Origin of the sequence: Oceanobacillus sp. FSL K6-0251, from assembly GCF_038004725.1 — a bacterium.
In the GTDB taxonomy this organism is placed as follows: domain Bacteria; phylum Bacillota; class Bacilli; order Bacillales; family Amphibacillaceae; genus Oceanobacillus; species Oceanobacillus oncorhynchi.
Window position 1 is genome coordinate 3956746 of sequence record NZ_JBBORS010000001.1, and the last position, 21922, is coordinate 3978667.

At 36.6% G+C, this 21922-nt stretch carries 23 protein-coding genes; 13 read left to right on the top strand and 10 right to left on the bottom strand.

The features are described 5' to 3' along the window. Positions 1-42 precede the first annotated feature (42 nt). From MKY45_RS19555 to MKY45_RS19570, 4 genes are all read right to left on the bottom strand, one after another. Positions 43-1431: a glycoside hydrolase family 1 protein gene (locus MKY45_RS19555; protein ID WP_256705077.1), complete on the bottom strand. Its 1389-nt coding sequence runs from the start codon at positions 1429-1431 to the stop codon at positions 43-45. Positions 1432-1441: 10 nt separating this feature from the next. After that, positions 1442-1750 (bottom strand): PTS lactose/cellobiose transporter subunit IIA, encoded by a 309-nt coding sequence (locus MKY45_RS19560; RefSeq protein ID WP_193064633.1) that lies wholly within the window; start codon positions 1748-1750, stop codon positions 1442-1444. Positions 1751-2066: 316 nt separating this feature from the next. Further along, positions 2067-3350 (bottom strand): PTS cellobiose transporter subunit IIC, encoded by a 1284-nt coding sequence (gene celB / locus MKY45_RS19565; RefSeq protein WP_193064632.1) that lies wholly within the window; start codon positions 3348-3350, stop codon positions 2067-2069. A 21-nt stretch (positions 3351-3371) separates the two neighbouring features. After that, entirely contained in the window at positions 3372-3680 is a 309-nt protein-coding gene (locus MKY45_RS19570; protein ID WP_193064631.1) for a PTS sugar transporter subunit IIB, read from the bottom strand. A 317-nt stretch (positions 3681-3997) separates the two neighbouring features. On the opposite strand from MKY45_RS19570, the gene MKY45_RS19575 reads away from it, so the two are divergent. From MKY45_RS19575 to MKY45_RS19600, 6 genes are all read left to right on the top strand, one after another. Continuing rightward, the gene (locus MKY45_RS19575) at positions 3998-4420 is read left to right on the top strand and encodes a PTS sugar transporter subunit IIA (RefSeq protein ID WP_289585063.1); all 423 of its coding nucleotides are present in this window, start codon (positions 3998-4000) and stop codon (positions 4418-4420) included. Then, the gene (locus MKY45_RS19580) at positions 4420-4887 is read left to right on the top strand and encodes a PTS sugar transporter subunit IIB (RefSeq protein WP_341173268.1); all 468 of its coding nucleotides are present in this window, start codon (positions 4420-4422) and stop codon (positions 4885-4887) included. Before MKY45_RS19575 ends, MKY45_RS19580 begins: the two co-directional genes overlap by 1 nt. A gap of 24 nt (positions 4888-4911) precedes the next feature. Next, entirely contained in the window at positions 4912-5658 is a 747-nt protein-coding gene (locus MKY45_RS19585) for a PTS mannose/fructose/sorbose/N-acetylgalactosamine transporter subunit IIC (RefSeq protein ID WP_341173269.1), read from the top strand. Next, entirely contained in the window at positions 5658-6479 is an 822-nt protein-coding gene (locus MKY45_RS19590) for a PTS system mannose/fructose/sorbose family transporter subunit IID (protein WP_256705080.1), read from the top strand. Before MKY45_RS19585 ends, MKY45_RS19590 begins: the two co-directional genes overlap by 1 nt. A gap of 14 nt (positions 6480-6493) precedes the next feature. Next, positions 6494-7567, top strand: a complete 1074-nt coding sequence (locus MKY45_RS19595) for an SIS domain-containing protein (RefSeq protein WP_256705081.1) — start codon at positions 6494-6496, stop codon at positions 7565-7567. A 70-nt stretch (positions 7568-7637) separates the two neighbouring features. Beyond that, a complete protein-coding gene (locus MKY45_RS19600; RefSeq protein ID WP_341173270.1) occupies positions 7638-10403 on the top strand; it encodes a sigma 54-interacting transcriptional regulator in 2766 nt (921 codons plus the stop codon). 350 nt (positions 10404-10753) lie between these two features. Here MKY45_RS19600 and MKY45_RS19605 read toward each other — a convergent pair whose 3' ends face one another. The 4 genes from MKY45_RS19605 to MKY45_RS19620 form a co-directional block, all read right to left on the bottom strand. Next, positions 10754-10996 (bottom strand): hypothetical protein, encoded by a 243-nt coding sequence (locus tag MKY45_RS19605; RefSeq protein WP_052484893.1) that lies wholly within the window; start codon positions 10994-10996, stop codon positions 10754-10756. 117 nt (positions 10997-11113) lie between these two features. Next, on the bottom strand, positions 11114-11296 hold the full coding sequence (locus MKY45_RS19610; RefSeq protein WP_139089001.1) for a hypothetical protein: 183 nt from the start codon (positions 11294-11296) through the stop codon (positions 11114-11116). 277 nt (positions 11297-11573) lie between these two features. Next, positions 11574-13088 carry a sodium:solute symporter gene (locus tag MKY45_RS19615; protein ID WP_341173271.1) on the bottom strand — a complete coding sequence of 505 codons (1515 nt, stop codon included), beginning with the start codon at positions 13086-13088 and terminating at the stop codon, positions 11574-11576. A 103-nt stretch (positions 13089-13191) separates the two neighbouring features. After that, entirely contained in the window at positions 13192-14061 is an 870-nt protein-coding gene (locus MKY45_RS19620) for an N-acetylneuraminate lyase (RefSeq protein WP_042529745.1), read from the bottom strand. A 282-nt stretch (positions 14062-14343) separates the two neighbouring features. Between MKY45_RS19620 and MKY45_RS19625 the strand changes: the two genes are divergently transcribed. Genes MKY45_RS19625 through MKY45_RS19640 form a run of 4 tightly spaced genes read left to right on the top strand, consistent with a single transcriptional unit; the run spans position 14344 to position 17274 of the window. After that, a complete protein-coding gene (locus tag MKY45_RS19625; protein ID WP_341173272.1) occupies positions 14344-15051 on the top strand; it encodes a FadR/GntR family transcriptional regulator in 708 nt (235 codons plus the stop codon). Beyond that, entirely contained in the window at positions 15038-15715 is a 678-nt protein-coding gene (locus MKY45_RS19630; RefSeq protein WP_042529741.1) for a FadR/GntR family transcriptional regulator, read from the top strand. Before MKY45_RS19625 ends, MKY45_RS19630 begins: the two co-directional genes overlap by 14 nt. Before the next feature lie 10 nt (positions 15716-15725). Next, the gene (locus tag MKY45_RS19635) at positions 15726-16598 is read left to right on the top strand and encodes an ROK family protein (protein WP_052484892.1); all 873 of its coding nucleotides are present in this window, start codon (positions 15726-15728) and stop codon (positions 16596-16598) included. Positions 16599-16602: 4 nt separating this feature from the next. Then, on the top strand, positions 16603-17274 hold the full coding sequence (locus MKY45_RS19640; protein ID WP_193064623.1) for an N-acetylmannosamine-6-phosphate 2-epimerase: 672 nt from the start codon (positions 16603-16605) through the stop codon (positions 17272-17274). Positions 17275-17386: 112 nt separating this feature from the next. Here MKY45_RS19640 and MKY45_RS19645 read toward each other — a convergent pair whose 3' ends face one another. Together MKY45_RS19645 and MKY45_RS19650 are read right to left on the bottom strand one after the other, a co-directional pair. Continuing rightward, complete coding sequence (locus tag MKY45_RS19645) at positions 17387-18160, bottom strand: excalibur calcium-binding domain-containing protein (protein WP_193064622.1); 774 nt, start codon at positions 18158-18160, stop codon at positions 17387-17389. Between the two features lie 431 nt (positions 18161-18591). After that, on the bottom strand, positions 18592-19182 hold the full coding sequence (locus tag MKY45_RS19650) for an HAD family hydrolase (protein WP_341173273.1): 591 nt from the start codon (positions 19180-19182) through the stop codon (positions 18592-18594). Between the two features lie 194 nt (positions 19183-19376). Here MKY45_RS19650 and MKY45_RS19655 point away from each other — a divergent pair, with 194 nt between their 5' ends. From MKY45_RS19655 to MKY45_RS19665, 3 genes are all read left to right on the top strand, one after another. Beyond that, positions 19377-19763, top strand: coding sequence for a GntR family transcriptional regulator (locus tag MKY45_RS19655; protein ID WP_341173274.1), 387 nt, complete (start codon positions 19377-19379; stop codon positions 19761-19763). Between the two features lie 20 nt (positions 19764-19783). After that, a complete protein-coding gene (locus tag MKY45_RS19660) occupies positions 19784-20098 on the top strand; it encodes a UTRA domain-containing protein (RefSeq protein WP_341173275.1) in 315 nt (104 codons plus the stop codon). A gap of 280 nt (positions 20099-20378) precedes the next feature. Then, positions 20379-21839 carry an APC family permease gene (locus MKY45_RS19665; RefSeq protein ID WP_193064655.1) on the top strand — a complete coding sequence of 487 codons (1461 nt, stop codon included), beginning with the start codon at positions 20379-20381 and terminating at the stop codon, positions 21837-21839. Positions 21840-21922 lie beyond the last annotated feature (83 nt).

Genomic DNA, 21922 nt, shown 5'->3' on the forward strand with positions numbered 1-21922 from the left:
AGAAAGCGGACCGCTGCGTCGTTTTTTAATAGAGTTCTCTTACTAAAAACCATTATTTTCGGAAACCTCTTTAATCCAATGTGCACTTTTCTTCGGTGTACGTTTTTTAGTTTCTAAATCAACGGAGAAGAAACCATAACGGTTTTTATAACCATTCATCCACGACCAGTTATCCATAAAGGTCCATAAATGATATCCCTTAGCATTACATCCCTCTTGAATTGATTTATGCAGCCATTTTAAGTGTCCCTGAATAAATTCAATACGATAATCATCCTGAATTTCTCCATTTTCCAAGAATCGTGCTTCATCTTGAACTCCCATTCCATTTTCAGAGACAAAGGATTCAATGTTTCCATAGTTCTCCTTTAAGTTAATCATAATATCATAAATTCCTTTTTCGTAGATTTCCCATCCACGGTATGGGTTCATTTTTCTACCCGGCATTTCATAGTTATCGAAGAACCAGTCTGGCATAAAAGGACTATATGGATTTGGTAAATGCTCTTTCGCTTTCACACGGCGTGGTTGATAATAGTTAACACCTAGAATATCAACAGTGTTAGCTTTGACAAGTTCCTTATCACCATTTTCAGTGATGGGTAATTGACCATACTCCTTTAATATTTCAATTAATTCCTCAGGATATTCTCCCAACACAGCCGGATCTAAAAAACTACGGTTAAAAAATAAGTCTGCAATACGTGATGCTTTTATGTCAGCAGGATGTTGACTTCGCGGGTAAGATGGAGTCAGATTTAAAATGATACCTATTTTTCCATCTCTCATTCCTGAAGCACGGAAAGCCTCAACTGCTTGAGCATGAGCAATCATCGTATGATAAGCAACCTGTACTGCACGCCTTCCATCTACTATATTAGGATAATGGAAATCATAAAGATAACCGCCTTCTACTGGTACAATAGGTTCATTGAATGTAAACCATTTAGAAACACGATCACCGAACAACCGGAATGCTTCACGGGCATACATTGTATATGCATCAACAACTGATCTGCTTTCCCACCCTCCTTCTTCTTGTAACTCATATGGCATATCAAAGTGGTATAAATTCACAAAAGGTTCAATACCATTAGCAATTAATTCATCAATGACATTATTATAAAATTTCACAGCTTCGTGGTTTACTTCCCCACGTCCACCTGGGATTAGACGAGACCAAGAAATAGACAGACGAAATGTATTATGCCCAATTTCCTTCATTAATTGGATATCTTCTTTATAATGGTGGTAAAAGTCTGAGGTGGTCTCTGGTCCTACCCCTTCATAAAAACGATTGGGTTCTGTTTCATACCAATAATCCCAGATGTTTTTTCCTTTTCCATCTTTATTTGCAGCACCTTCCGTCTGTGTTGCTGATGCTGCACTTCCCCACCAAAATCCTTCCGGGAACTTGTATTGTACAGTCATGATATACCTCCTAATTATTATGATGATATAATTCAATGATCTCTGTTGCTAAATCACGAACAGTCATAGCATTCATTAAATGATCTTGTGAATGGATTAAAATAATATTGATTTCAGTACTTTTTCCATTAGCTTCTCCTTGAAGCAGGTTTGTTTGAAATTCATGTGCTTTATTTAGTTCCTCACCCGCTTCAATTAATTTACTTTCTGCTTCTTCAAAGTTTCCTTCTTTCGCTTCTTGAATGGCTTCCATTGCACTAGAGCGACCATTTCCTGCATATAAAATAATTTGAAATGCAATTTCTGTAATATTTTTCATGCACTTTCCCCTCTTTTCAATAGCTGACATCCTATATTTTATAAATAGGATTGATCCCGTTTTTACCGCTAGGACCATTTTCTTGTTAGATTAATAATTTATATTCATTTTATATATAGCGACGTACATATCCAGCATTTAGTAAATTTCACCCTCTTTCACTATGATAAAGAAGATTGCTCAATTGACAATCAGCTGGATGTTCAGTCGCAATTATATTCTTATAGCGATAATCACTTCTGCTTGTGATTCTCTTTATGCTCCAAAAAGATTGCTTTAATCCATTTTTTAATAAATAGACAATGGTGCTTTATTTTTATTTGCTGCTTTTCTTCTCATTTTCATAATAGCTTTTATCAATAATCTTAAGGAAAGGCCACCAGATTATCATTACGACTATTAAGTTAAATGCTTGCAATACTGCCCCCTGCCACGCATTTCCTGTCGCCAAGAATCCACTGAGAAGCGGCGGCGTAGTCCATGGCACAATAATTCCTGCTGGTTTTGGTACGATACCCGTTGACATCGCAAAGTACGTTATAATCGTTACAACAACTGGTGCAAGAATCCAAGGAATGAGAGATAACGGATTCATAACAATTGGCAGCCCAAAGATGATTGGTTCATTTACATTAAATATACTTGCTGGTGCACCTAGTTTGCCAAGTTCTTTCATCTGCCTGCTTCGACCTATTATTAAGATTAAAATGATAACTGCTAACGTCATACCAGTTCCGCCCATACCAACTAAGAAGGTATCAATAAACTGTTTGGTTACAACGTTTGGTATTTCTTGACCAGCTTGGAATGCTTGTAGATTTTCATTATTTAAAGCGTACCAGATTGGGTCAAATACAGAGTTTATAATAATCTGACCGTGCAATCCAAAGAACCAAAATACTTGAATTAAAAGAACAGCAATAATTGTTGCTGGTAAACCGCTGCCCAGAGCAGTCAGTGGCTCTTGAATAAGCGTATAAATAAAATTCTGTATCGTATCAAACGGAGTAAAGCTGAATACAATTCTGAGAACTAAAAAGATGGATAATGTCAAAGCAACCGGAATCAATGCACTAAATGATTTAGAAACCTGATCTGGTACTCCAGCCGGCATTTTAATTGTCCAATTTTTTTGAGTGAAAAATCTATATAACTCAGCGGAAACGAATGCGGTAACAATTCCTAAAAACATGCCTTCCGCACCTAAGCTTACAGCCGGGATAGCACCAGCCACTCCTTCAAGAACTTGAGGTGTTAATATTAAGAAAGATGCGATGGCAACTGTACCACCATAAATAGCTTCCAAACCGTATCGCTGCGTTAACTTATAACCAATACCTACGATAACAAATAATCCCATAAGGCTTAACGTTGATTCTGATGCTGGCGCTAATGCATTTTGGTAAGTTGCAAACGCTTCTTCTCCAATTAACCTGTCTAAGAATGGCAGATTTGCCAAAACAACGAAAATGGAACCGAAAATAATAAATGGTAACGCAACCATGAACCCATCACGTAAAGCTGTTAAATATCTATTGTTGTTTAATTTATCCGCAATCGGCAACAGAATATTTTCCAAAAACTCCATAAACTTATTCATTTATTAGTCCTCCTTTGACGGTTATTTTTCAATCAATTCTAATGCTTGATTTAAAACAGCTTCCCCATCTACACGTCCATATGTCATTGGATCAATAACATCTAATGGAATTCCAACTTCTTCTGCTACAGGAGTATACTTCTTCTTCATGAATCTCATTTGCGGGCCAATCAAAAGAACATCTGCCTTTTCCATTTCACTTGGTGCTTTATCTTGCGCAACAGCCCAAATAGTTACTTCAATGCCTTTAGCTTCTGCTGCTTCCTCCATTTTTTTAACTAATAGACTTGTTGACATACCTGCTGAACATGCTAATAATATTTTTTTCATCTATAATTCCTCCTAAAGTGTTTTATTAAAATAATGTTTTGTGAAACTATCCTTATAGTAATTCTAAAACGCTTACAACTAAACACATTGTTTTTCCTCTTTGAAGGGGAAATACATTAAGATGCACAAAAAACATCTACACTCTCCAGTGTTGCACAAATCTTGCTTCATCTGCCTGTGCTTCGCCATATATAAAAATTCTTCAGCTTCTCAAATATTGATTCTACAACTTCCAACGAACATAACCAACACTAAAACCTTTAATACACACTATCTTGGCATGTTTTTTGCTAGATAAAAGTAAAGGAGGTGAACGAATGAGGTGTTTTATATTCGCAACACACGGCTATTTATCAGACGCATTTGTATATTCCATAGAAATGATACTGGGACAGCAAGAAAATATGCACTCTATCAAAATGAATCCAAATACGAGCACAGAATCTATCAAAGAACAATTGCAAAACATAGTTACCCAGCAAGAATCTGATACGGAATATGTAGTGCTCACAGATATTTTAGGCGGAAGTATTACTAATTTAATGGCCGAATGGATGACGAAAGAAAATATTCATGTTCTAACCGGAACCAATCTCCCAGTGGCTATTGAATTAATTAGTAACAACGAAGATATTAGTCTCAAACAACTTGTTCACAAAAGCATCTATCAAGGAAAAGAAGGGATTGTCTATGTTAATGAAGTTGTCGAAAGGCAGGAACAGGAAAGGATGGAATTCTGATGATTAAACTGGTAAGAATCGATGATCGGTTATTACATGGGCAGGTAGCTTTTGCCTGGTCAAAGCACTATGACATCAATATCATCTTGGTGGCGAACGATAATGCTGCTCAGGATAAAACGAAACAAATGGCTTTAAAAATGGCTAAGCCACCAAGTGCCAAGCTTTATATTAAATCAGTTGAAGACGCTGTCAAAGATTTACCAAAATTGGAAAACCCAAAAATGAAAGCGTTAGTCATCATTGATTCTACTAAAGACGCAAAATGCCTTGTAGATGCCTCGGATAATATTAAAAGTATTAATGTTGGCGGAATTCGAATGGCAGAAGGAAAGAAATTAATTTCCCGAGCGGTGGCAGTAGATGACGAGGACATTAAAAATTTAAAGACCATTGAAGAAAAAATCGAAGTAGAGGTTCGCCAAGTTCCTAACGATACAAAAAAATTATTTAAAAACCTTGTTTAAAAACGCTTTGGAAGGAGGAAGAAAATGCTGCTGGAAGCGATATTGATAGGACTTGTTGGAGCAGTTGGAATCCTGGATGGCAGAATTTTTGGACAGACCATGATCGAACGACCATTAGTACTTGGTCCAGTGGTAGGGCTGATTCTTGGAGACCTGCAAACAGGGATTATCGTAGGTGCTACACTGGAATTAGTTTGGATGGGAATTGTCGGCATTGGTTCAGCCACTCCCCCAGATGTCACTACCGGAGGAGTATTAGGAACTGCATTTGCCATTATGACAGACAGTGGCCCAGAAGTTGCCTTAGCCCTAGCTGTACCAATTGCTATTTTAGCACAGTCTTTAGGAATTCTGGTTCGTACGGTAAATACTTTTTTCATTCACCGTGCCGACCGTTACGCCAGGCAAGGTGATTCAAGAAAGATAACTCTTATGCATTGGCTGGGAATTTCTTTATTCTTTTTAAATGGATTTGTACCAAATTTTTTAGGAATTATGCTGGGTTCAGAAACAGTTGAGGCTTTTGTTAATAACATTCCTGCTTTTATTACGAATGGATTAGAGGTAGCAGCTTCGATGTTTCCGGCATTAGGTTTTGCTTTGTTACTTCAAATGACGTTCAGTATGAAGCTTTCTCCATATTTCTTTTTGGGATTTGTCATTGCTATTTACTTTGGCGTAGATATCACTGGAGTCGCCATTATTGGAGCAATCATTGCAGTAATACTTTATCAGTTAGATAAATCTGATGAAGAGGAGGTTTCTTTATAATGGAAGAACAAAATAAACCGGGCGAGATTACTAAAAAAGATTTAAAAAAAGTGTTCTGGCGTTCTTTCACACTTCAGGGTTCCTTTACCTATGAAAGGATGCAGGCCTTAGGCTACCTTTATTCATTAATTCCGCTATTAATTAAATTGTATCCTAATAGCAAAGAACGAGCAGAAGCGTATCAGCGACATTTGGCATTTTTTAATACGACACCAGCTGTATCCAGTTTTATTATGGGTATATCCGGAGCCATGGAACAAAAAAACGCGAAAGACAAAGAGAATTTTGATAAAACTACAATAAATAATATTAAAGTTGCATTAATGGGGCCACTTGCAGGAATAGGTGATTCATTTTTTTGGGGCACATTTAGAGTCATTGCTGCTGGTATAGGCATCTCTCTGGCAAGCGACGGAAATATGTTAGGACCTATCCTATTCTTACTGCTATATAATGTTCCACATTTTTTAGCCAGATACTATGGAACTTTCGTAGGGTTTAATAAAGGAACAGATTTGTTAGACAAGATTCAGGAAAAAGGGCAATTTGAAAAAATATCTTTAAGTGCATCGGTATTAGGTTTGATAGTGATAGGAGCAATGACAGGAACATTGATTGACCTATCCACTCCTCTCTCTTTCAGTATGCAAGGCAGTGAAGTGAACCTGCAAGATACACTGGATGAGATTATGCCAAAAATGATACCGCTTGGTCTAACCTTATTTATACTTTATCTATTAAAGAAAAGCGTCAAAGTGAACTATATTATGTTAGGAATTATTGTAATAGGAATTGTAAGTTCAGTTTTAGGTATTTTCTAAAGGAGGAATTGAAAATGACTGTTAATTTAATGCATCAATATATTTTGGAAGAAAAGGAAGTACTGCTCCATTTACTCGAAAACAGAAAAAAGATTGTAGGACCTGTGATTCCATCTGTAAATAAAGAAGTGAGAAATGTATATATTATCGGTTCAGGGACTTCTTATCATGCGGCAGTAGCTGCCAAGCCACTAATAGAAGAAGTAACTAATTGGGAGGTTCAACCAACTTATCCCACCCATTTTATGCAAGAAAAAATATCGGACAGCAAAAACAATCTTGTTTTAGGTATTTCACAGGGAGGCAGCAGTCTGTCTACGATAAATGGGATAAAACGTGCACAGAAAATGAATATCCCGACAGTTGGAATTTCAGAATATAAAGATAGTAATCTGGCCGATATATCTGATTATTATTTACCTATTGAAGTAGGAGATCAGGAAAAGGCTGGAGCAAAAACGAAAGGATATGTAGCATCTATCCTCACCTTAATGTTATTCTCATTAGAATTTAGCGAGTATAATCAGTTACTAAGTGACGAGAAGTACAATAATTATTTGGCAAGAATGAAGAAAACTTTCGAAAAGCTGGATGAAATTGTTCATGCTTCAGAAGAATGGGTTTATCAAATCAAAGATGAATTGACAAACGCCCGCGAAATCATGGTTATCGGGTACGGGTCCCATTATGCCACAGTATTAGAAGGGGCATTAAAACTTCTAGAAACGGTAAGGGTTCCAGTCATCGGGTATGAGATGGAAGAGTATATGCATGGTGTGTATAATTGCGTCAGTGAAGATAGTAACTTTATTTTTCTGGCATCCCAACACGAGAATCGGGAAAGATTACTAGCATTGGAAGAATTTCTGAGTAAAGTTACAAACCATTGTTATTTGATAGGAAGTGAAAAAACAAATGCTTCTCCGAAAGATTTGATTATTTCCAGAGATGAAGATTCAATATTTAGTGTCTTTGAATATATTATTCCTCTACAGCTTCTATCTGCTGTATTAGCAAATGAAAAAGGAATTGATCCTGCAGTTTCTAAATTCCAAAATTTCCATCAGCTGATGAAGAGCAAATCATAATAGGGCATTGCAGCGTATCTTCCGCCACGGATACGCTGCAATAACTATTTATTTTAAAAGGATGAGATAGATGGATATAGATCAACTAATTCAATTTCTAAGTCAACAATCCATAAATAGGAAAGCGCAGCAGCTGGGAAAAGGGGCTACGGCAACTTTGTTAAGCGATACATTTCAAATGAATCGAAGTGTAGCAAGTCGCCTGTTAAATGACTTATTTCACCGGCAAGAATTAATAAAAGTGAATTCGCGTCCCGTTCTATTCTATGAGAGAAAAACATTGGAAAACTTCTATCATAAAAGAGTGGATACATTTGTCTTTAAAAGTATTTCTGATTTAAAGAGCTATTTTTCTATCAATGAAAATATTTCAGATCCTTTCCAAGAGTTTATTGGTGAATCCATGGATACAAAAAATATGATTGAACAATGCAAGACAGCAATCAGTTACCCTCCGAGCGGGCTGCCAATTCTGATTACAGGAAATTCAGGTGTGGGAAAGAGTTACTTAGCAAAATTGATTTATGATTATGCTTCCAATGAAGAGATTATTTCAAACAATGGGAAATTCATTACTTTAAATTGTGCTGAATATGCAGATAATCCTGATTTAATTACTGCGAAACTATTTGGTCATGTAAAGGGAGCTTTTACCGGAGCGGATAATCACAAAATGGGTATTGTAGAAGCCGCGAATAACGGGGTATTATTTTTAGATGAAGCACATCGATTATCTTTTGAGAGTCAGGAAAAGTTATTTCTGCTAATGGATAAGGGAGTCTATAATCCCTTAGGTAGCAATGATATAGAGAAGAAGACAAATGTCAGGGTTATTCTTGCTACCACAGAGAACCCTGGCGAAGCTTTTTTACCTACTTTTACAAGAAGAATACCAGTGATTATCGATTTACCATCTCTTAATCAAATGTCTCTAAAAAACAGACAGACATTGATTAAAAAATTTTATAAAGATGAAAGCAAACGAATAAACAAAACCTTGGATATTTCTAAAAATGTAATCTATACACTCTTTAAATATGACCCTCCCGGCAATATAGGTGAACTTAAAAACGTTATTGTTTTTTCCTGCGCCAGTGCTTTACAGGAAAATTCCATGGCTGATGACAATATTTCCATTAACATCAGACATTTGCCTGAGCATTTAATAAAACTATATGCAGACAATAAGTATTATTTAAACTATCAATTCAAACATATCTTTTTAGATGAAATGGTGATTGATTACGAAGATGGACCTACATTAGCTGACAAACATATTACAAAAACAGAAAGCATAATCCATCATTTGTTTAAAGATATACGGACTAAAGTAAAAAATCATCAAGATATACCTTTTTCGGCTCTAGTAGAAGATGTAAAAAAATATTTAGACGAACTGCAGTCTTTTTCCCTTTTAGAAAGCTCTGAACAGAAAGTTAATACTATCGAAAAATTATTGTTCAATGTTCTAAAAGTTTATGATTATACCTTCTATTCACAGCAGACTATTTCAAAAATAACGAAGTATATTATTTACCGAAATGAATCATTTTCAGCGTTAACAGATGAAGAAGGTGTTTTTAGAAAGCTTTTAGAAGGCTTAAAACATGTTTATCCAAGAGAATTCAATCAGGCAAATCTGATTAAAGAAGAAATGGAAAATGTATTAGGATTAACAATTAATTTACTAGATTTGAATATCATTATTTTGTTTTTAAGAAGTTTCGAGAAGCTGACGGATAGTAAAGGAATCAAATCAATCATTGTCTGCCACGGGGAGAATACCGCTTCAAGCATTGCAAATGTAGCCAATAGATTATTGGGAAAATATCTCTTTCAAGGGTTTGACATGCCTATAGAAGTCTCTGTTTCAGATGTTATCGAGAAAATGAAATTATTCCTTAAAACCATCGATAACCATAATGATATTATTATTTTTGTAGACATGGGTTCCCTTACACAATTATCTGATCGATTAGAAAATAGCTTTAAAGGAACGATTGGTTTAGTCAATAATGTGACGACCTCCATGGTCATTGAAGCAGGAGAAAGTATCCTTCAAAACAAACCAATCAAGCAAATATTAGCGAAAATGAAGAAACAGATACCAAAGTATCAAATCATTGAACCTCCTGCAAACAAAAAAGAAAATGTTATTATTACTACCTGTGATACTGGTATCGGAACGGCTATGAAATTTAAAGAGTTATTGGACAGGATATTTAAAAACATAAAAAATATTGATGTTATCGCGTTTGATTATTCAACCTTGGAACATAACGAATCAGAAAGCGCTTTATTTGACTCGTACAACATTTTGGGTATTGTAGGAACATTGGATCCTGAAATAGAAGGAATACCCTTTGTAGCTATTGAAGACATAATCAACGGAGAAAATCAATTTAAATGGTATGAGATTCTTGGAACCGTATTGACAGAAAGCGAGATAACCGTACTTAACGATAAGCTTCTTAAGCAGTTTTCAATGCAAAGTGTGCTTGATCATATCACGATATTAAATCCTGAAAAAATCATTAATCATGTTGAAAGAGCATTAACCTTGTTACAGGAAATATTTCAAATTAAATTATCTAATTCTTCCAAAATCAGTTTATACATTCATATCAGTTGTTTGATAGAAAGACTCGTCAAACAACAGCCAATAGAGATTTATGCAGAATTAGATAATTTTGAGCATAAGCATCGAGAATTTATAGGCGGTATTAAAAAGGCGTTCATTCAATTGGAAAATGTTTATAACATCACTCTGCCGACGAGTGAAATCGGTTATATCCACGATATTATAAAGCACAATCATCTGGATTTTGCGTATTAGAATTATAATTAAGACGCTTCAATGTGTTACTGGCTAGAATATTATAGATGTTTATCAAGGTTCAACCTATTAAAAACTCTCCGATATAGTAAAATTTTTTTATAAGTTCTTCACTATATCGGGAAGTTCATTTTTTAACTTTTAATATATCCTTTAGTTTTTCTAAGGAGGTCAGAGAATTCTTTTTAATAATATCTCATTATACACCTTAAAAGATGTGCTTACTTATCAGCATTCCGGCTGTTCATACAGTCGGGATATTAATTATTAATCCAGTATCTGAGGTGTAGATTTAGAGGATTAAAAATAGAGGTGGATTCATATAACATTAAATTTTTATAACCAATTTATCAACTACTTGATTTTATACCAGGAGTAAGTTCTAATTTTTTTAAATCAATCACAAAACGATGCTTTTTTAATATGTCCAAACCCAGTAAAGCATTATGGTTGTTCGGCAACATACCGACATCTATTTCAAAATTTTTTATTGTGAAATTACCAATAACAATATGATTCATAGCCTTTGTATAAAAAGGTACTGTACTACCAATCCCATATGCTTCATAAATAGCATCTCCATTTTCATACATAACACCGATTTCTTCTAAAACATAAGTTGACCGTCATAGAATAATTTCATATCCCCTCCCCACTTTCACCATAGGATCTCTCCGTAAATGAATAATAAAATCTCGATTAGAAGTATGCTACAGCATTGTACCTTCTTTAGCATGAAAGAATTCTTTATTAGCATTCTTCTCTGAAACTGATTGAATCAGTTCTACTTCATCAACAATTTTTTTATCTCCTTCTTCATGATAATCCAGTATAGAAACCAATATAAACTGATTAGGAAATAATTCTCTCGCTTCTAGCCATCTCATATTCATATTCACCTTCCTATTATAGTATAAAGAAATACAGTATTTAGCTTAACCACCTTACCTTGTCAAAATATAGAAGATTCCCTCCCCGTTTTAACACAATCTCTAATACGTCCTTATATATTCAGTAAAGAAGGATTCATCATGATTAGTATAATCTTTGCTGCCTTGACAGAGTAATTGAAACATTTTAACTTCCCTATAGCATCTCTTGATTAAAAGTATGATTTACCCCCACAAAAAAACACCTCTGCCCATCACAGCAACAGAAGTGTCTTTCACATTATTCCGCCTTACTTACCTCATCTGCATAACCTTCACTTTTCGTATAAATTGTTAACCCCTTAATATTTTTTCCTTTATCAGAAAAAACAAAACTCGCCAGATAACCGACAACAAAGGAAACTAAGAAGGAAACCATACTCACAGCAAATGGAGTTAAATCCGTTCCTTGAACAAAATAAGCTACAATAGCCGCAGTTCCCAAACCTATAAAGACACCTGGTGTGTTAGCCCGTTTTGTTAAAATGCCTAATGCGAATACAGCTGCGATAGGTACTCCAAATAATCCAGTTATATCTAAAAATAGATTCCATGTTTCTGCTCTATTCGTAGAAACCAAGTATAATGCGGCAGTCATTCCTAATACACCGGCAATAATAACTACCAACCTTGCAAGTAATACATCATTTCCCTTCTTCTTTACAAAAAAGCGCTGTTTAAAATCGGTAATCACACAAGCAGAGATACTATTTAAACTGGAAGAGATAGTTGATTGAGCTGCCGCAAATATCGCTGCAATCAATAACCCTGCTACACCAGCTGGAAGCGTTGTCACAATGAAGTAAGGTACAATAGCCGACGTATTTACCTCTTCCGGTAAACCGCCAGAATTAGAGTAGTAACTATACAGCATCGTTCCCATTCCATAAAATATCGGAATCGTAATGAGTGCAAGCGCTCCATTTGTCCAAAGTGATTTATTCGTTTCTTTCATAGATTTCGTTGTTTGGTAACGCTGTACAACATCCTGACTCGCTGTATATTGATGCAAGTTATTAAAAATCGAACCTAAGAAGATGATAGGTATCGCAGCTGCAGCAGTTCCAAACTGAAAGTTCCCTGCAGTGATTAACTTATCATTCTCTAAAGCATCCGAAATAATTGTTGAGAATCCGCCATTTATATAGTTTATCCCAACACCAATGACAAGGATAGCTCCTCCAAGCAGGATGATTCCCTGAATAACATCGCTCCAGATGACACCCTCTATTCCACCGAGGAAAGTATAAATAATACATAAGATACCTACGATAGAGGCAATCAACATGGGGTTTATATCTGAAACCGATGTAATGGCAAGCGTAGGCAGATACACAACAATTGCCACACGTCCAATATGAAATAAAATAAATAATAAACTTCCCACAACTCTTAATGACGCCCCAAACCGTACCTCTAAATATTCATAAGCACTGGTAACGTTCAGCTTTCTGAAAAAAGGGATATAAAAATAGATCAGGATTGGAATAATTGCAAAAATAGCAATATTCCCTGCTGCATAAGACCAATCTGTCAAAAATGCCTGCTCAGGTGTAGACATATACGTGATCGCACTTAATGTCGTAGCATAAATACTAAATCCTGCTGCCCACGCCGGGATTTTCCCGCCAGCAGTAAAAAATTCGTCTGTATTTTTACCAGCCTTCTTTGTAAAATAAAGACCCACTCCCAGCATTGCAATCAAGTATACAATAATGACCAACCAGTTAGCCGTTCCCAGCCCTATTTTATCCATCTTATTTCACTCCTCGAATTATAAGATTTTTTACACACCTTCTGATAAAGCGTTTTCTTATTTAAGCGCAAAAGCCATTAAAAATGACTTTTGCACGCATATATTACAATTGGAATTGCTCTACTAATTTAACTACTTCTTCCTGCTTTGATTCATCAAAAGCTTTCATTGGCTGCTTGGTTGTCCCTGCGTCGATTCCTTTTACTTTTAAAATTTCTTTCAATGTCTGATAGATTCCCAGTTCAAGCACTTTTTCAATTAAATCATTGGTAACATGCTGAATTTCATAAGCTTCGGAAACCTTATCCTGCTGGCAAAGTTCAAATATCTGTTTTGCCCGCTGACCGTTTACATTGTATGTGCTGCCGATGGCTCCATCCACCCCGGAAATAGCACCGTAAATCAACATTTCATCAAAACCGGAATAAATCAGTTTATCAGGAAACTTATTTCGCAGTCTTTCTAACAGGAATAAATTGCTATCTGTAAATTTAACACCAATTACTTTTTCATTCTCAAACAGTTCTTCAAATTGAGCCGTTGAAATAGCCACACCGGTTAAGGCTGGAATAGCATAAATAATCATATTATTATTCGTTTTTTCAATGATGGTTTCATAGTAGGTCTTGATTTCTTCAAAACCAAATGGATAATAAAACGGTGTCACTGCAGAAAGACTGTCATAGCCTAACTCTGTAGCATATTGTCCTAACTCTACCGCTTCATCTAAATTAATCGAACCAACCTGCGCAATTAATTTCACATCTGACTTTGCTTCTTCTTTCACTGTTTTAAAGATAAATTTCTTTTGTTCCAGCGACAACATGAAATTTTCTCCAGAGCTTCCATTAACATATAATCCATCGACTTTTTGCACATCTATATTCTGCCTTACAATTTCTCGTAAACCTTTTTCCTTCACCTTTCCTTCTTCATCAAAAGGAACCAATAATGCTGAGAAAATACCCTTCATAATAAAAAACCTCCAAAGTAGTTGAAATAAATAAGTCTTTAAATATATAATATGGTCAGACCAATTTTCGATATGTTCATCATAGAAGGTGTCACCTTAATTGTCAAGATAATTTTTAGTAAATTTCGATTCCTGTATGCGTTTTATTTCTTTGAACCTTGAGAACACGTTGGCAGGAATGATAATTCTTTTAGATGCAAAAAATTATTATTATCTTCTTTTTTGCCTTCTGCTTATGCTGCTTCCTTATGTGTTATGATTATTCTATTAGGAGTGGTGTAGATGGCAATTCAAAAAACATCATTAGTAGAAATAGCAATGGATAGGATTAAAACATATATTCTTGAAAATAAATTAAAAGAAAATGATAAACTGCCTACGGAAAAAGAACTTATTGCCAAGCTGCAGGTAAGCAGAACGGTAGTAAGAGAGGCGTTAAGATCTTTAGAATCTATTGGTATCTTAAAAATCAAACCCGGCGGCGGAGTTTTTGTAGGGGACTCTGATTTCCGTTCAATTAAATCCATTCTCAAACATCATTATGAAGCTTATGGCGTAAAGATTAGAGAGCTGGTTGAAATCAGAAAAATTCTGGAGCTGGGTGCTTTAAGGCTGATTATCGAAAAAAATTTAGATGTAGATTTCGATTACCTGAAAAGCTTGAATCAAGAGTACTACCAAGCAATTACCCATAATTGGGACACCAAAAAATATGATCAGCTGTTCCACCAGCATATTATCCGAGAAGCAGATAATGAAACGTTTTATAATTTCACCGAGGTGATTCAAGAGTATTTCTCGCTTGTAAAAATTGATTTAATGCAAAGCAAAAAAGACTTGTTAGCATCTTACAAGGAGCATAGCGAAATACTGGCAGGTCTCAAAAACAAAAATTTAGAATACAGTCATAAAATCATGTCTGTACATTTTGAACCTATCTTTGACTATATTTATGAAATGGAAGGGTTAAAAGAAGATGGAACCAATTAATGCATCGGAAAGAAAATCTTTAAAACAAACAATTATTCAAGAAATAAAACAATACATTATCGATAATAATTTAAAAGCAGGCGACAGGCTCCCCGCAGAAAGAAAATTTATGGAAATATTCGGGGTGAGCCGTTCTGTGATCAGAGAAGCATTAAGTTATCTGGAAAATACAGGTGTAACCAGAGTCCGCCAAGGGCAAGGTGCTATTTTAAATGAATCGAATATTGACAAATTACTTGATAGCTTCTTTTTTCTATGGCAGGTGAACGGCGGCGACTTAAAAGACATTCAAAGCCTGCGTGTCATATTTGAATCCAGCGCAATGGAAGAGATTATTAAAATTGAAAATAACAATAATCTTCTCAAACTGAAAGAGTCAGTTATAAATAATAGAGAAGCCGTGACAAGAGAAGCGTTTATAGAAGCGGATATGAACTTCCATAAACAGCTGTTAGAAGCCACGAATAATGTGTTGTTTATACAGATGACCAATATGATAACCAGCTACTTTTTTGAATCTGCATCACGTATCGATATAACACATCAAGAATTTCAAAAAATAAATGATGAACACGAAAAAATGGTAGATATGCTAATTAACAAGGATGTGGAAGGAGCAAAAAGTCTATTGACGGCTCACATAAATAATACGAAGAAAGTTTAGGTGGTGGAAGGTGAATTATGTATCGATAGATATTGGTGGAACGTTCATAAAATATGGCGTGATGGATACGAACCACGTCTTTCAATTCCAAAGCAAAGTGGAGACAAAAGTAAATATAGACGATGCCATCTATCACCAAGTAGAAGCCATTATTACGGAACAAAAGCACGCATACACGATTTCAGGAGTCGGCATCAGCACAGCTGGAATCGTTGATAGAAATAAAGGTGAAATCGTTTATGCCGGCCCAACGATTCCCAACTACGCAGGAACGGCTTTTAAAAAAAGACTGACGGAAAGATTGAATGTACCTGTATATGTTGAAAATGATGTGAACGCAGCCATGCTGGGCGAAGTTTGGAAAGGCGCTGCCAAAGGAGCAGACAACGTATATTGCTTAACGCTCGGTACCGGCATCGGAGGCGCTCATTACGATAATCATCGATTGATTGATGGAGCTAATTTAAAAGCCGACTCCATTGGCTACCTTTTATATGATCCCGAGACCAAATTGAATTACGAGCAAAGAGCCTCCACTTCAGCACTGAATAATGTGCTAAAAAGTGAACTTGGAAATGCATTTCATGCTGAAAAAGCGTTTGAACTGGCGCGCTCCGGTGACATGAAATGCTACGATGTGATTTACAAATGGACCGCAGAAGTAGCAAAAGGTTTAGCCCAAATCATTCTAATGAAAGACCCTGCGATAATACTAATTGGCGGAGGAATCTCCAGACAAGGGGACTATCTGCTGAATCTCATTAAAAATCAGCTAACTATTTTCCTGCCAGCTCATTTTTTAAATACCGAATTGAAAATAGCGCAACTCTATAACGATGCTGCTTTATACGGAGCAGTCTTCCCATTCTTTAAGGAGGATTGATAACATGCTAGAAAAAGTGGAAAAGTCTTTAATCGTTTCCTGTCAGGCATTACCTGATGAACCGCTGCACAGTTCTTTTATTATGTCTAAAATGGCGTTAGCAGCAAAAGAAGGCGGTGCTGCCGGCATCCGCGCTAACACAAAGGAAGATATTTTGGAAATAAAAAAAGAAGTGGGCCTGCCAATCGTAGGTATTGTTAAGAGAGATTATCCTGACAGCCCTGTCTTTATTACGGCCACCTATCAAGAAATAGATGAACTTTTAGAAAGCGGCTGTGAAATGATCGCTCTTGATGCAACTGCAAGGAAACGGCCAAATAAGATAGAGCTTAGCGAATTAGTAGATTATATACGCAGTCAGAACAACACTGTGGAAATCATGGCGGATATCGCTACATTAGAGGACGCAAAAATAGCTGAGCGTTTAGGATTTGACTGTATTTCTACCACCCTTCACGGGTATACAGAAGAAACAGCCGGAGAAAAACTCTATCATCATGATTTTCAATTTTTAAAGGACGTATTGGAGGCAGTTCAAATTCCTGTTATTGCGGAAGGAAATGTCATCACTCCAGAAATGTTTAAGCGCTGTCTGGATTTAGGTGCTTATGCGAGTGTTGTCGGCGGAGCAATCACCAGGCCGAAAGAGATTACGAAGCGATTTTTGGAAGATTAACTATTTCTGATTAATGAAAAACAGCTATGGAGGTGGTACCGACCCTCCACAGCTGTTTTTCATTCTCTTCTATTATTAAATTTTTTCTTAAAGAGATGTATCAGTGGATGACTTACTCACATCCAACCCCGTCTCCATCCCGATCTAGATGAGGGCCATATCCAGGATCACCTTCACGCACTGGTGCTGCACCAGCTTCTCTTGCTGCCGTACAGTTCTGATATTGCACATTGGAACTAGAGGATGATTCACTCGAACCCGAACTAGAATCAGATTCTGAGCTGGAGCTAGAGCCAGATCCGGATTCAGAGCTTGAAGAACTGCCGCTGGAGCTTGCAGTAGCCGAACTGGATTCTGCACTTGTCACCTGAGACTCCAAGTCGGTAATGTCGCCCTTTAAGGATTCATTTTCTTCAGATAGTGCATCAACTTCATCATTTAGAGAGTTAATTTGCTCATTTTCCTCTTCCAAGGATGCTACCAGCTTTTCATACTCCTCTATGTCGTCAGAAGCTTCCTCTGCCTCTGCTGTCAAATCAGCTATTGCATCCTCATGCTTGCTTTCCAGTTCTGCAATCTCAGATGTATGCTGCTCTTCCAGCTCCGTAAGTGCTTGTTCATGATCAGCATGGATGCTTTCTAATTCACTGTTGAGTTCTGTATTTTCTTCTGTTAACTCTGTTACCTTCACTGTATTTTCGTCTGACCCAATAAGGCCTATTCCAAAAGCTATCAAAACTATTCCGCTTATTGCAGTACTATAGAATAACCGTTTATTTAATACTTTTTCCCGCTTAAGAAGACTCTTCTGAACGACATGGGAAATGATATAGATAAATGAAAAAATTAAAACTAAAACCCCTAGAATCAGTAATGCAAAAACCAATTTTCTTTTCTCCCCTTTTTAATAAGTTACTGCAACTCAAAATAACTGAAGAAGCAGCTTTGTCTATTTTTGCATCTCTATCCTATTTACCTGCTTGAATGATTGCTTGTCTTATTATGTAATAATGTATAAAGTTCGTTATTTATGCTTTTGTTTATAACAGGATATAAAGACACAATACTATAATCATAGTTAATTACTCCTAAAAAAACAAGAGAAAATGAAGTATTGTTTGTAGTTTTGATAAAAATTGAATAATTATCCTTATAATTGTTGGAATTTTAATTTTTACAGCTTTATATTATTTTTAATAAATAATTATAATACTAAAAAAGTGAGACAGATTTTACTCTGCTCACCTTTTATATTCCCTGTCGTATCACTGTCAACGGAGAGTTCTGTCCTGATATTCTGCGTAAAATAAATAGTATTTACTCCATTCTCTCCTCCCCGCCGCACCCAACAATCAACTCAATTGCTTTCGGCACCTGCTGGATATCCCAAACAGGCACAATCCATGGAGGAGTAATAACCTTCTCATCAAAATCCTTTCTTACAGAAACCTCCGGATTTTGCAGCCAAATTGAATGCATCCCAACTTTATTAGCTCCAATAATATCCGTGTCCCATGTATTACCTATCATAATCGCTTCATGAGGCTTGATGTTCAGTGCATCCAATACGTTGTGATATACGATGCCATCCGGTTTTTCTGGAATAGCTGGATCCAGTTCTGATTTCGTCGCAAAGACATATTCAAATCTATCTAAAATATGTAATCTTTTTAATAGATTTCGAACAACGTCGCTGTCACTGGTTGCTGTATTGCTGAGAATCGCATGCTTTAAACCCATATGACTTATGGATTCGAACACTTCCAGTACATGTTCCCTTAATTCTATTTCCGGATATTCCGTAAGCGGTTTTTCATCCATTCTTCCGTTTGGCGGGGTCGTTAATGTTTCTCCCAAATCCCATATGATGTGAGTTACCATCCATTTCATCCTCTCATTTTTATTCACGTTTCATCCTTCTATTAATTCATGTACAGTATATCGTGAAAATAGCATCTTTCCTAATCATTAGAAGAAGATGCTTTCAAATAAAGTTCTCCAAACTCCCCTTCGAAATCACCCGCCCTCCATCAAAACATGCTATGATTAGCTAAACAATCAACAGCAAAGGCTTTTATGACAAAACCAATGGAGGGACAACAATGAGCTTAGACTATACCAATTCCATTCCGCTTCATGTCCAATTAAAGCAAAAAATAGAGCAGAACGTATATAATGGCCGTTATGCAGATAAAATCCCCAGCGAAAGAGAATTAATGGATGAATATTACGTCAACAGAAGTACTGTCAGACAAAGCATCCAGCAGCTTGTCCTGGAAGGCATCTTAATGAAAAAGCCGGGAAAAGGAACCTTCGTTGCGGTAAGCACCATTAATGACTGGCTTGGAAATCTCAGCAGTACCTCTGAAAATATGGAGAAGATGGGAATGACTCCAGGAGCAAAACTGATTACATCGCAAGAAATTGAATTATTCGGAAGGTTAAAAAAGTTACTGGGCTGGAAAAGGCCCACCATTTTAAAAGAATAAGATTCGCTAATGATTTTCCTATGGGAATCGAAAGGCACTATTACCCCGTTACCTTAGGAAAGAAATTAGCACAATTCAACCTGAATCAGGAGACATTTTATGAGCTGCTGGAAAGGGAGTTAAAAGTCAAAACCTTTCAAGCAGAGCAGGAAATCAGAGCGGGAGTTTCCACAGCAAGTGGTTCAGGATTGTTGCACATTCCGGAGGGATCAAGCATCATGATTGCAGAAAGAAAAATCACTGATAAAAATGGCGGTTTTGTCGAATTTGAGAGAGCTTTTTATCGGGCAGATATGTATTCCTTCAAAATAAAATTGTCGAGAAATAGCAAATAATGACATAATCCTCTCCTTCGTGTTAACTGGTACGGACATTCTAACCATCTTGAGAAGACGATGTTATATCGTATAAAATATGGGGTATACCTATGTATATTAGCAAAATTGGCATTCACCAATCTGTTGGCTGAATGCCTTCGTTGCCTTTATACGGATAGCAGGGTTTTATACGGTTTAATCTGTCAAAAACAGACAATTTTTTTCAAAATAACACCGTCTATCATTCAGAAAAAATTCATACCATTCCATATTCGAAGGAGATTAACTTATGAGAGAAGTGAAAAAGAGAGAGACACTGACCAAAACACTCAAGCCGCATTGGGTCTGGGCGATTGCGTTAGGATCAGCCATTGGCTGGGGAGCCTTTGTGCAGCCAATCAATTGGATGTCCACCGCCGGACCGCTCGGAGTAATAATCGGCTTCTTTATCGGTGCCTTGCTCATGATTCTGATTGCCGTCAGCTATGGGTTTCTGATAAAAAGCTTTCCCGTTTCCGGAGGAGAATTCGCTTATGCCTATGTCAGTCTCGGCAGGACGCATGCTTTTATTTCCGGATGGTTTTTAACTTTAGGGTATATCTGCATCGTGGCACTGAATGCATCTGCATTTGCGCTGATGATTAAATTTATCTTTCCAAGATTGATTGAAAATATCCCGCTTTATCAGATTGCCGGCTGGGATGTCTATTTGACCGAAATTTTAGTAGCAGCCATTTTACTCGCTTTATTTGGATTTTTTAATATTAGAGGAACGACCCTGTCAGGAAGTATGCAATTCGTTTTTTGTATCGTTATGATTGCAGCTATTTTTATTCTGCTGCTTCTCGTCGGCATCCAGCCAAGTGCAGGTTTTTCTAATATTACACCAATGTTCCCGCCAGAAACAACAGCAATTGCTGCGATTATTTCCATTGTTGCCATTGCTCCATGGGCTTATGTCGGCTTTGACAATGTTCCGCAAGCTGCAGAGGAATTTGATTTCCCATCCCATAAAGCATTTCGTTTAATCGTCTTTGCTATTTTAGCTGCAGCTACATTATACAGTTTAATGATTATAGCAACCTCCATGATTCGCCCATGGGAAGGCGTTGTAGAAGAAAATCATATCTGGGGAACCGGATATATTGTTGAAGAGCTGCTCGGACCTTTAGGGTTAGCCATCCTTGCAGTCGCATTGACAATGGGAATTTTTACTGGGTTGAACGGCTTTATCATCTCATCCAGCCGCCTATTGTTCGCCATGTCCCGGGCAAAGATTATTCCGGAAGGCTTCTCCAAGCTTCATCCGAAATATAAAACGCCATACTGGGGCATCATTTTCGCAGTAATTGTTGCGATGCTGTCACCATGGTTCGGAAGAGAAGCATTGATGTGGGTGGTAGACATGTCCTCCATCGGTGTAACCATTGCTTATTTTTATACATGCTATGCAGCTTCTACCTTATTTAAAATGAAAAAGGATCACACCTTTAACGAGAAAAAACATATTGAAGCGCCCCGGAAGAAAATTATCGCTATTCTTGGGATGATTGCCAGCATTATCTTCCTGGGATTGCTGCTTATTCCAGGCTCTCCTGCATTCTTAGGAGTAGAGTCCAGAATTGCTTTAGCTGCGTGGATTATTTTGGGGATTATCTTTTACCTGATCAAGCGCAAAGATCTCAAGAAGATTCCGGAGAAAGAATTGAGTTATTATATTCTCGGGAAGGAAGAAATTGAGATTGAGAAGGATGAGTAAATAGCAGGAACGGAAAAAGGATTTTCAAATGGAAGGTTTGAAAATCCTTTTTCCGTTCTTGTGTGATGAATTAAATTATTCAC

Coding starts and splice junctions, on each gene's coding strand:
- MKY45_RS19625 (WP_341173272.1), top strand. CDS start 14,344: ATGGCAATTCAAAAAACATCATTAGTAGAAATAGCAATGGATAGGATT.
- MKY45_RS19600 (WP_341173270.1), top strand. CDS start 7,638: ATGGATATAGATCAACTAATTCAATTTCTAAGTCAACAATCCATAAAT.
- MKY45_RS19585 (WP_341173269.1), top strand. CDS start 4,912: ATGCTGCTGGAAGCGATATTGATAGGACTTGTTGGAGCAGTTGGAATC.
- MKY45_RS19605 (WP_052484893.1), bottom strand. CDS start 10,996: ATGTATGAAAATGGAGATGCTATTTATGAAGCATATGGGATTGGTAGT.
- celB (WP_193064632.1), bottom strand. CDS start 3,350: ATGAATAAGTTTATGGAGTTTTTGGAAAATATTCTGTTGCCGATTGCG.
- MKY45_RS19580 (WP_341173268.1), top strand. CDS start 4,420: ATGATTAAACTGGTAAGAATCGATGATCGGTTATTACATGGGCAGGTA.
- MKY45_RS19575 (WP_289585063.1), top strand. CDS start 3,998: ATGAGGTGTTTTATATTCGCAACACACGGCTATTTATCAGACGCATTT.
- MKY45_RS19655 (WP_341173274.1), top strand. CDS start 19,377: ATGAGCTTAGACTATACCAATTCCATTCCGCTTCATGTCCAATTAAAG.
- MKY45_RS19620 (WP_042529745.1), bottom strand. CDS start 14,061: ATGAAGGGTATTTTCTCAGCATTATTGGTTCCTTTTGATGAAGAAGGA.
- MKY45_RS19570 (WP_193064631.1), bottom strand. CDS start 3,680: ATGAAAAAAATATTATTAGCATGTTCAGCAGGTATGTCAACAAGTCTA.
- MKY45_RS19610 (WP_139089001.1), bottom strand. CDS start 11,296: ATGAATATGAGATGGCTAGAAGCGAGAGAATTATTTCCTAATCAGTTT.
- MKY45_RS19560 (WP_193064633.1), bottom strand. CDS start 1,750: ATGAAAAATATTACAGAAATTGCATTTCAAATTATTTTATATGCAGGA.
- MKY45_RS19630 (WP_042529741.1), top strand. CDS start 15,038: ATGGAACCAATTAATGCATCGGAAAGAAAATCTTTAAAACAAACAATT.
- MKY45_RS19555 (WP_256705077.1), bottom strand. CDS start 1,431: ATGACTGTACAATACAAGTTCCCGGAAGGATTTTGGTGGGGAAGTGCA.
- MKY45_RS19590 (WP_256705080.1), top strand. CDS start 5,658: ATGGAAGAACAAAATAAACCGGGCGAGATTACTAAAAAAGATTTAAAA.
- MKY45_RS19640 (WP_193064623.1), top strand. CDS start 16,603: ATGCTAGAAAAAGTGGAAAAGTCTTTAATCGTTTCCTGTCAGGCATTA.
- MKY45_RS19595 (WP_256705081.1), top strand. CDS start 6,494: ATGACTGTTAATTTAATGCATCAATATATTTTGGAAGAAAAGGAAGTA.
- MKY45_RS19660 (WP_341173275.1), top strand. CDS start 19,784: ATGGGAATCGAAAGGCACTATTACCCCGTTACCTTAGGAAAGAAATTA.
- MKY45_RS19615 (WP_341173271.1), bottom strand. CDS start 13,088: ATGGATAAAATAGGGCTGGGAACGGCTAACTGGTTGGTCATTATTGTA.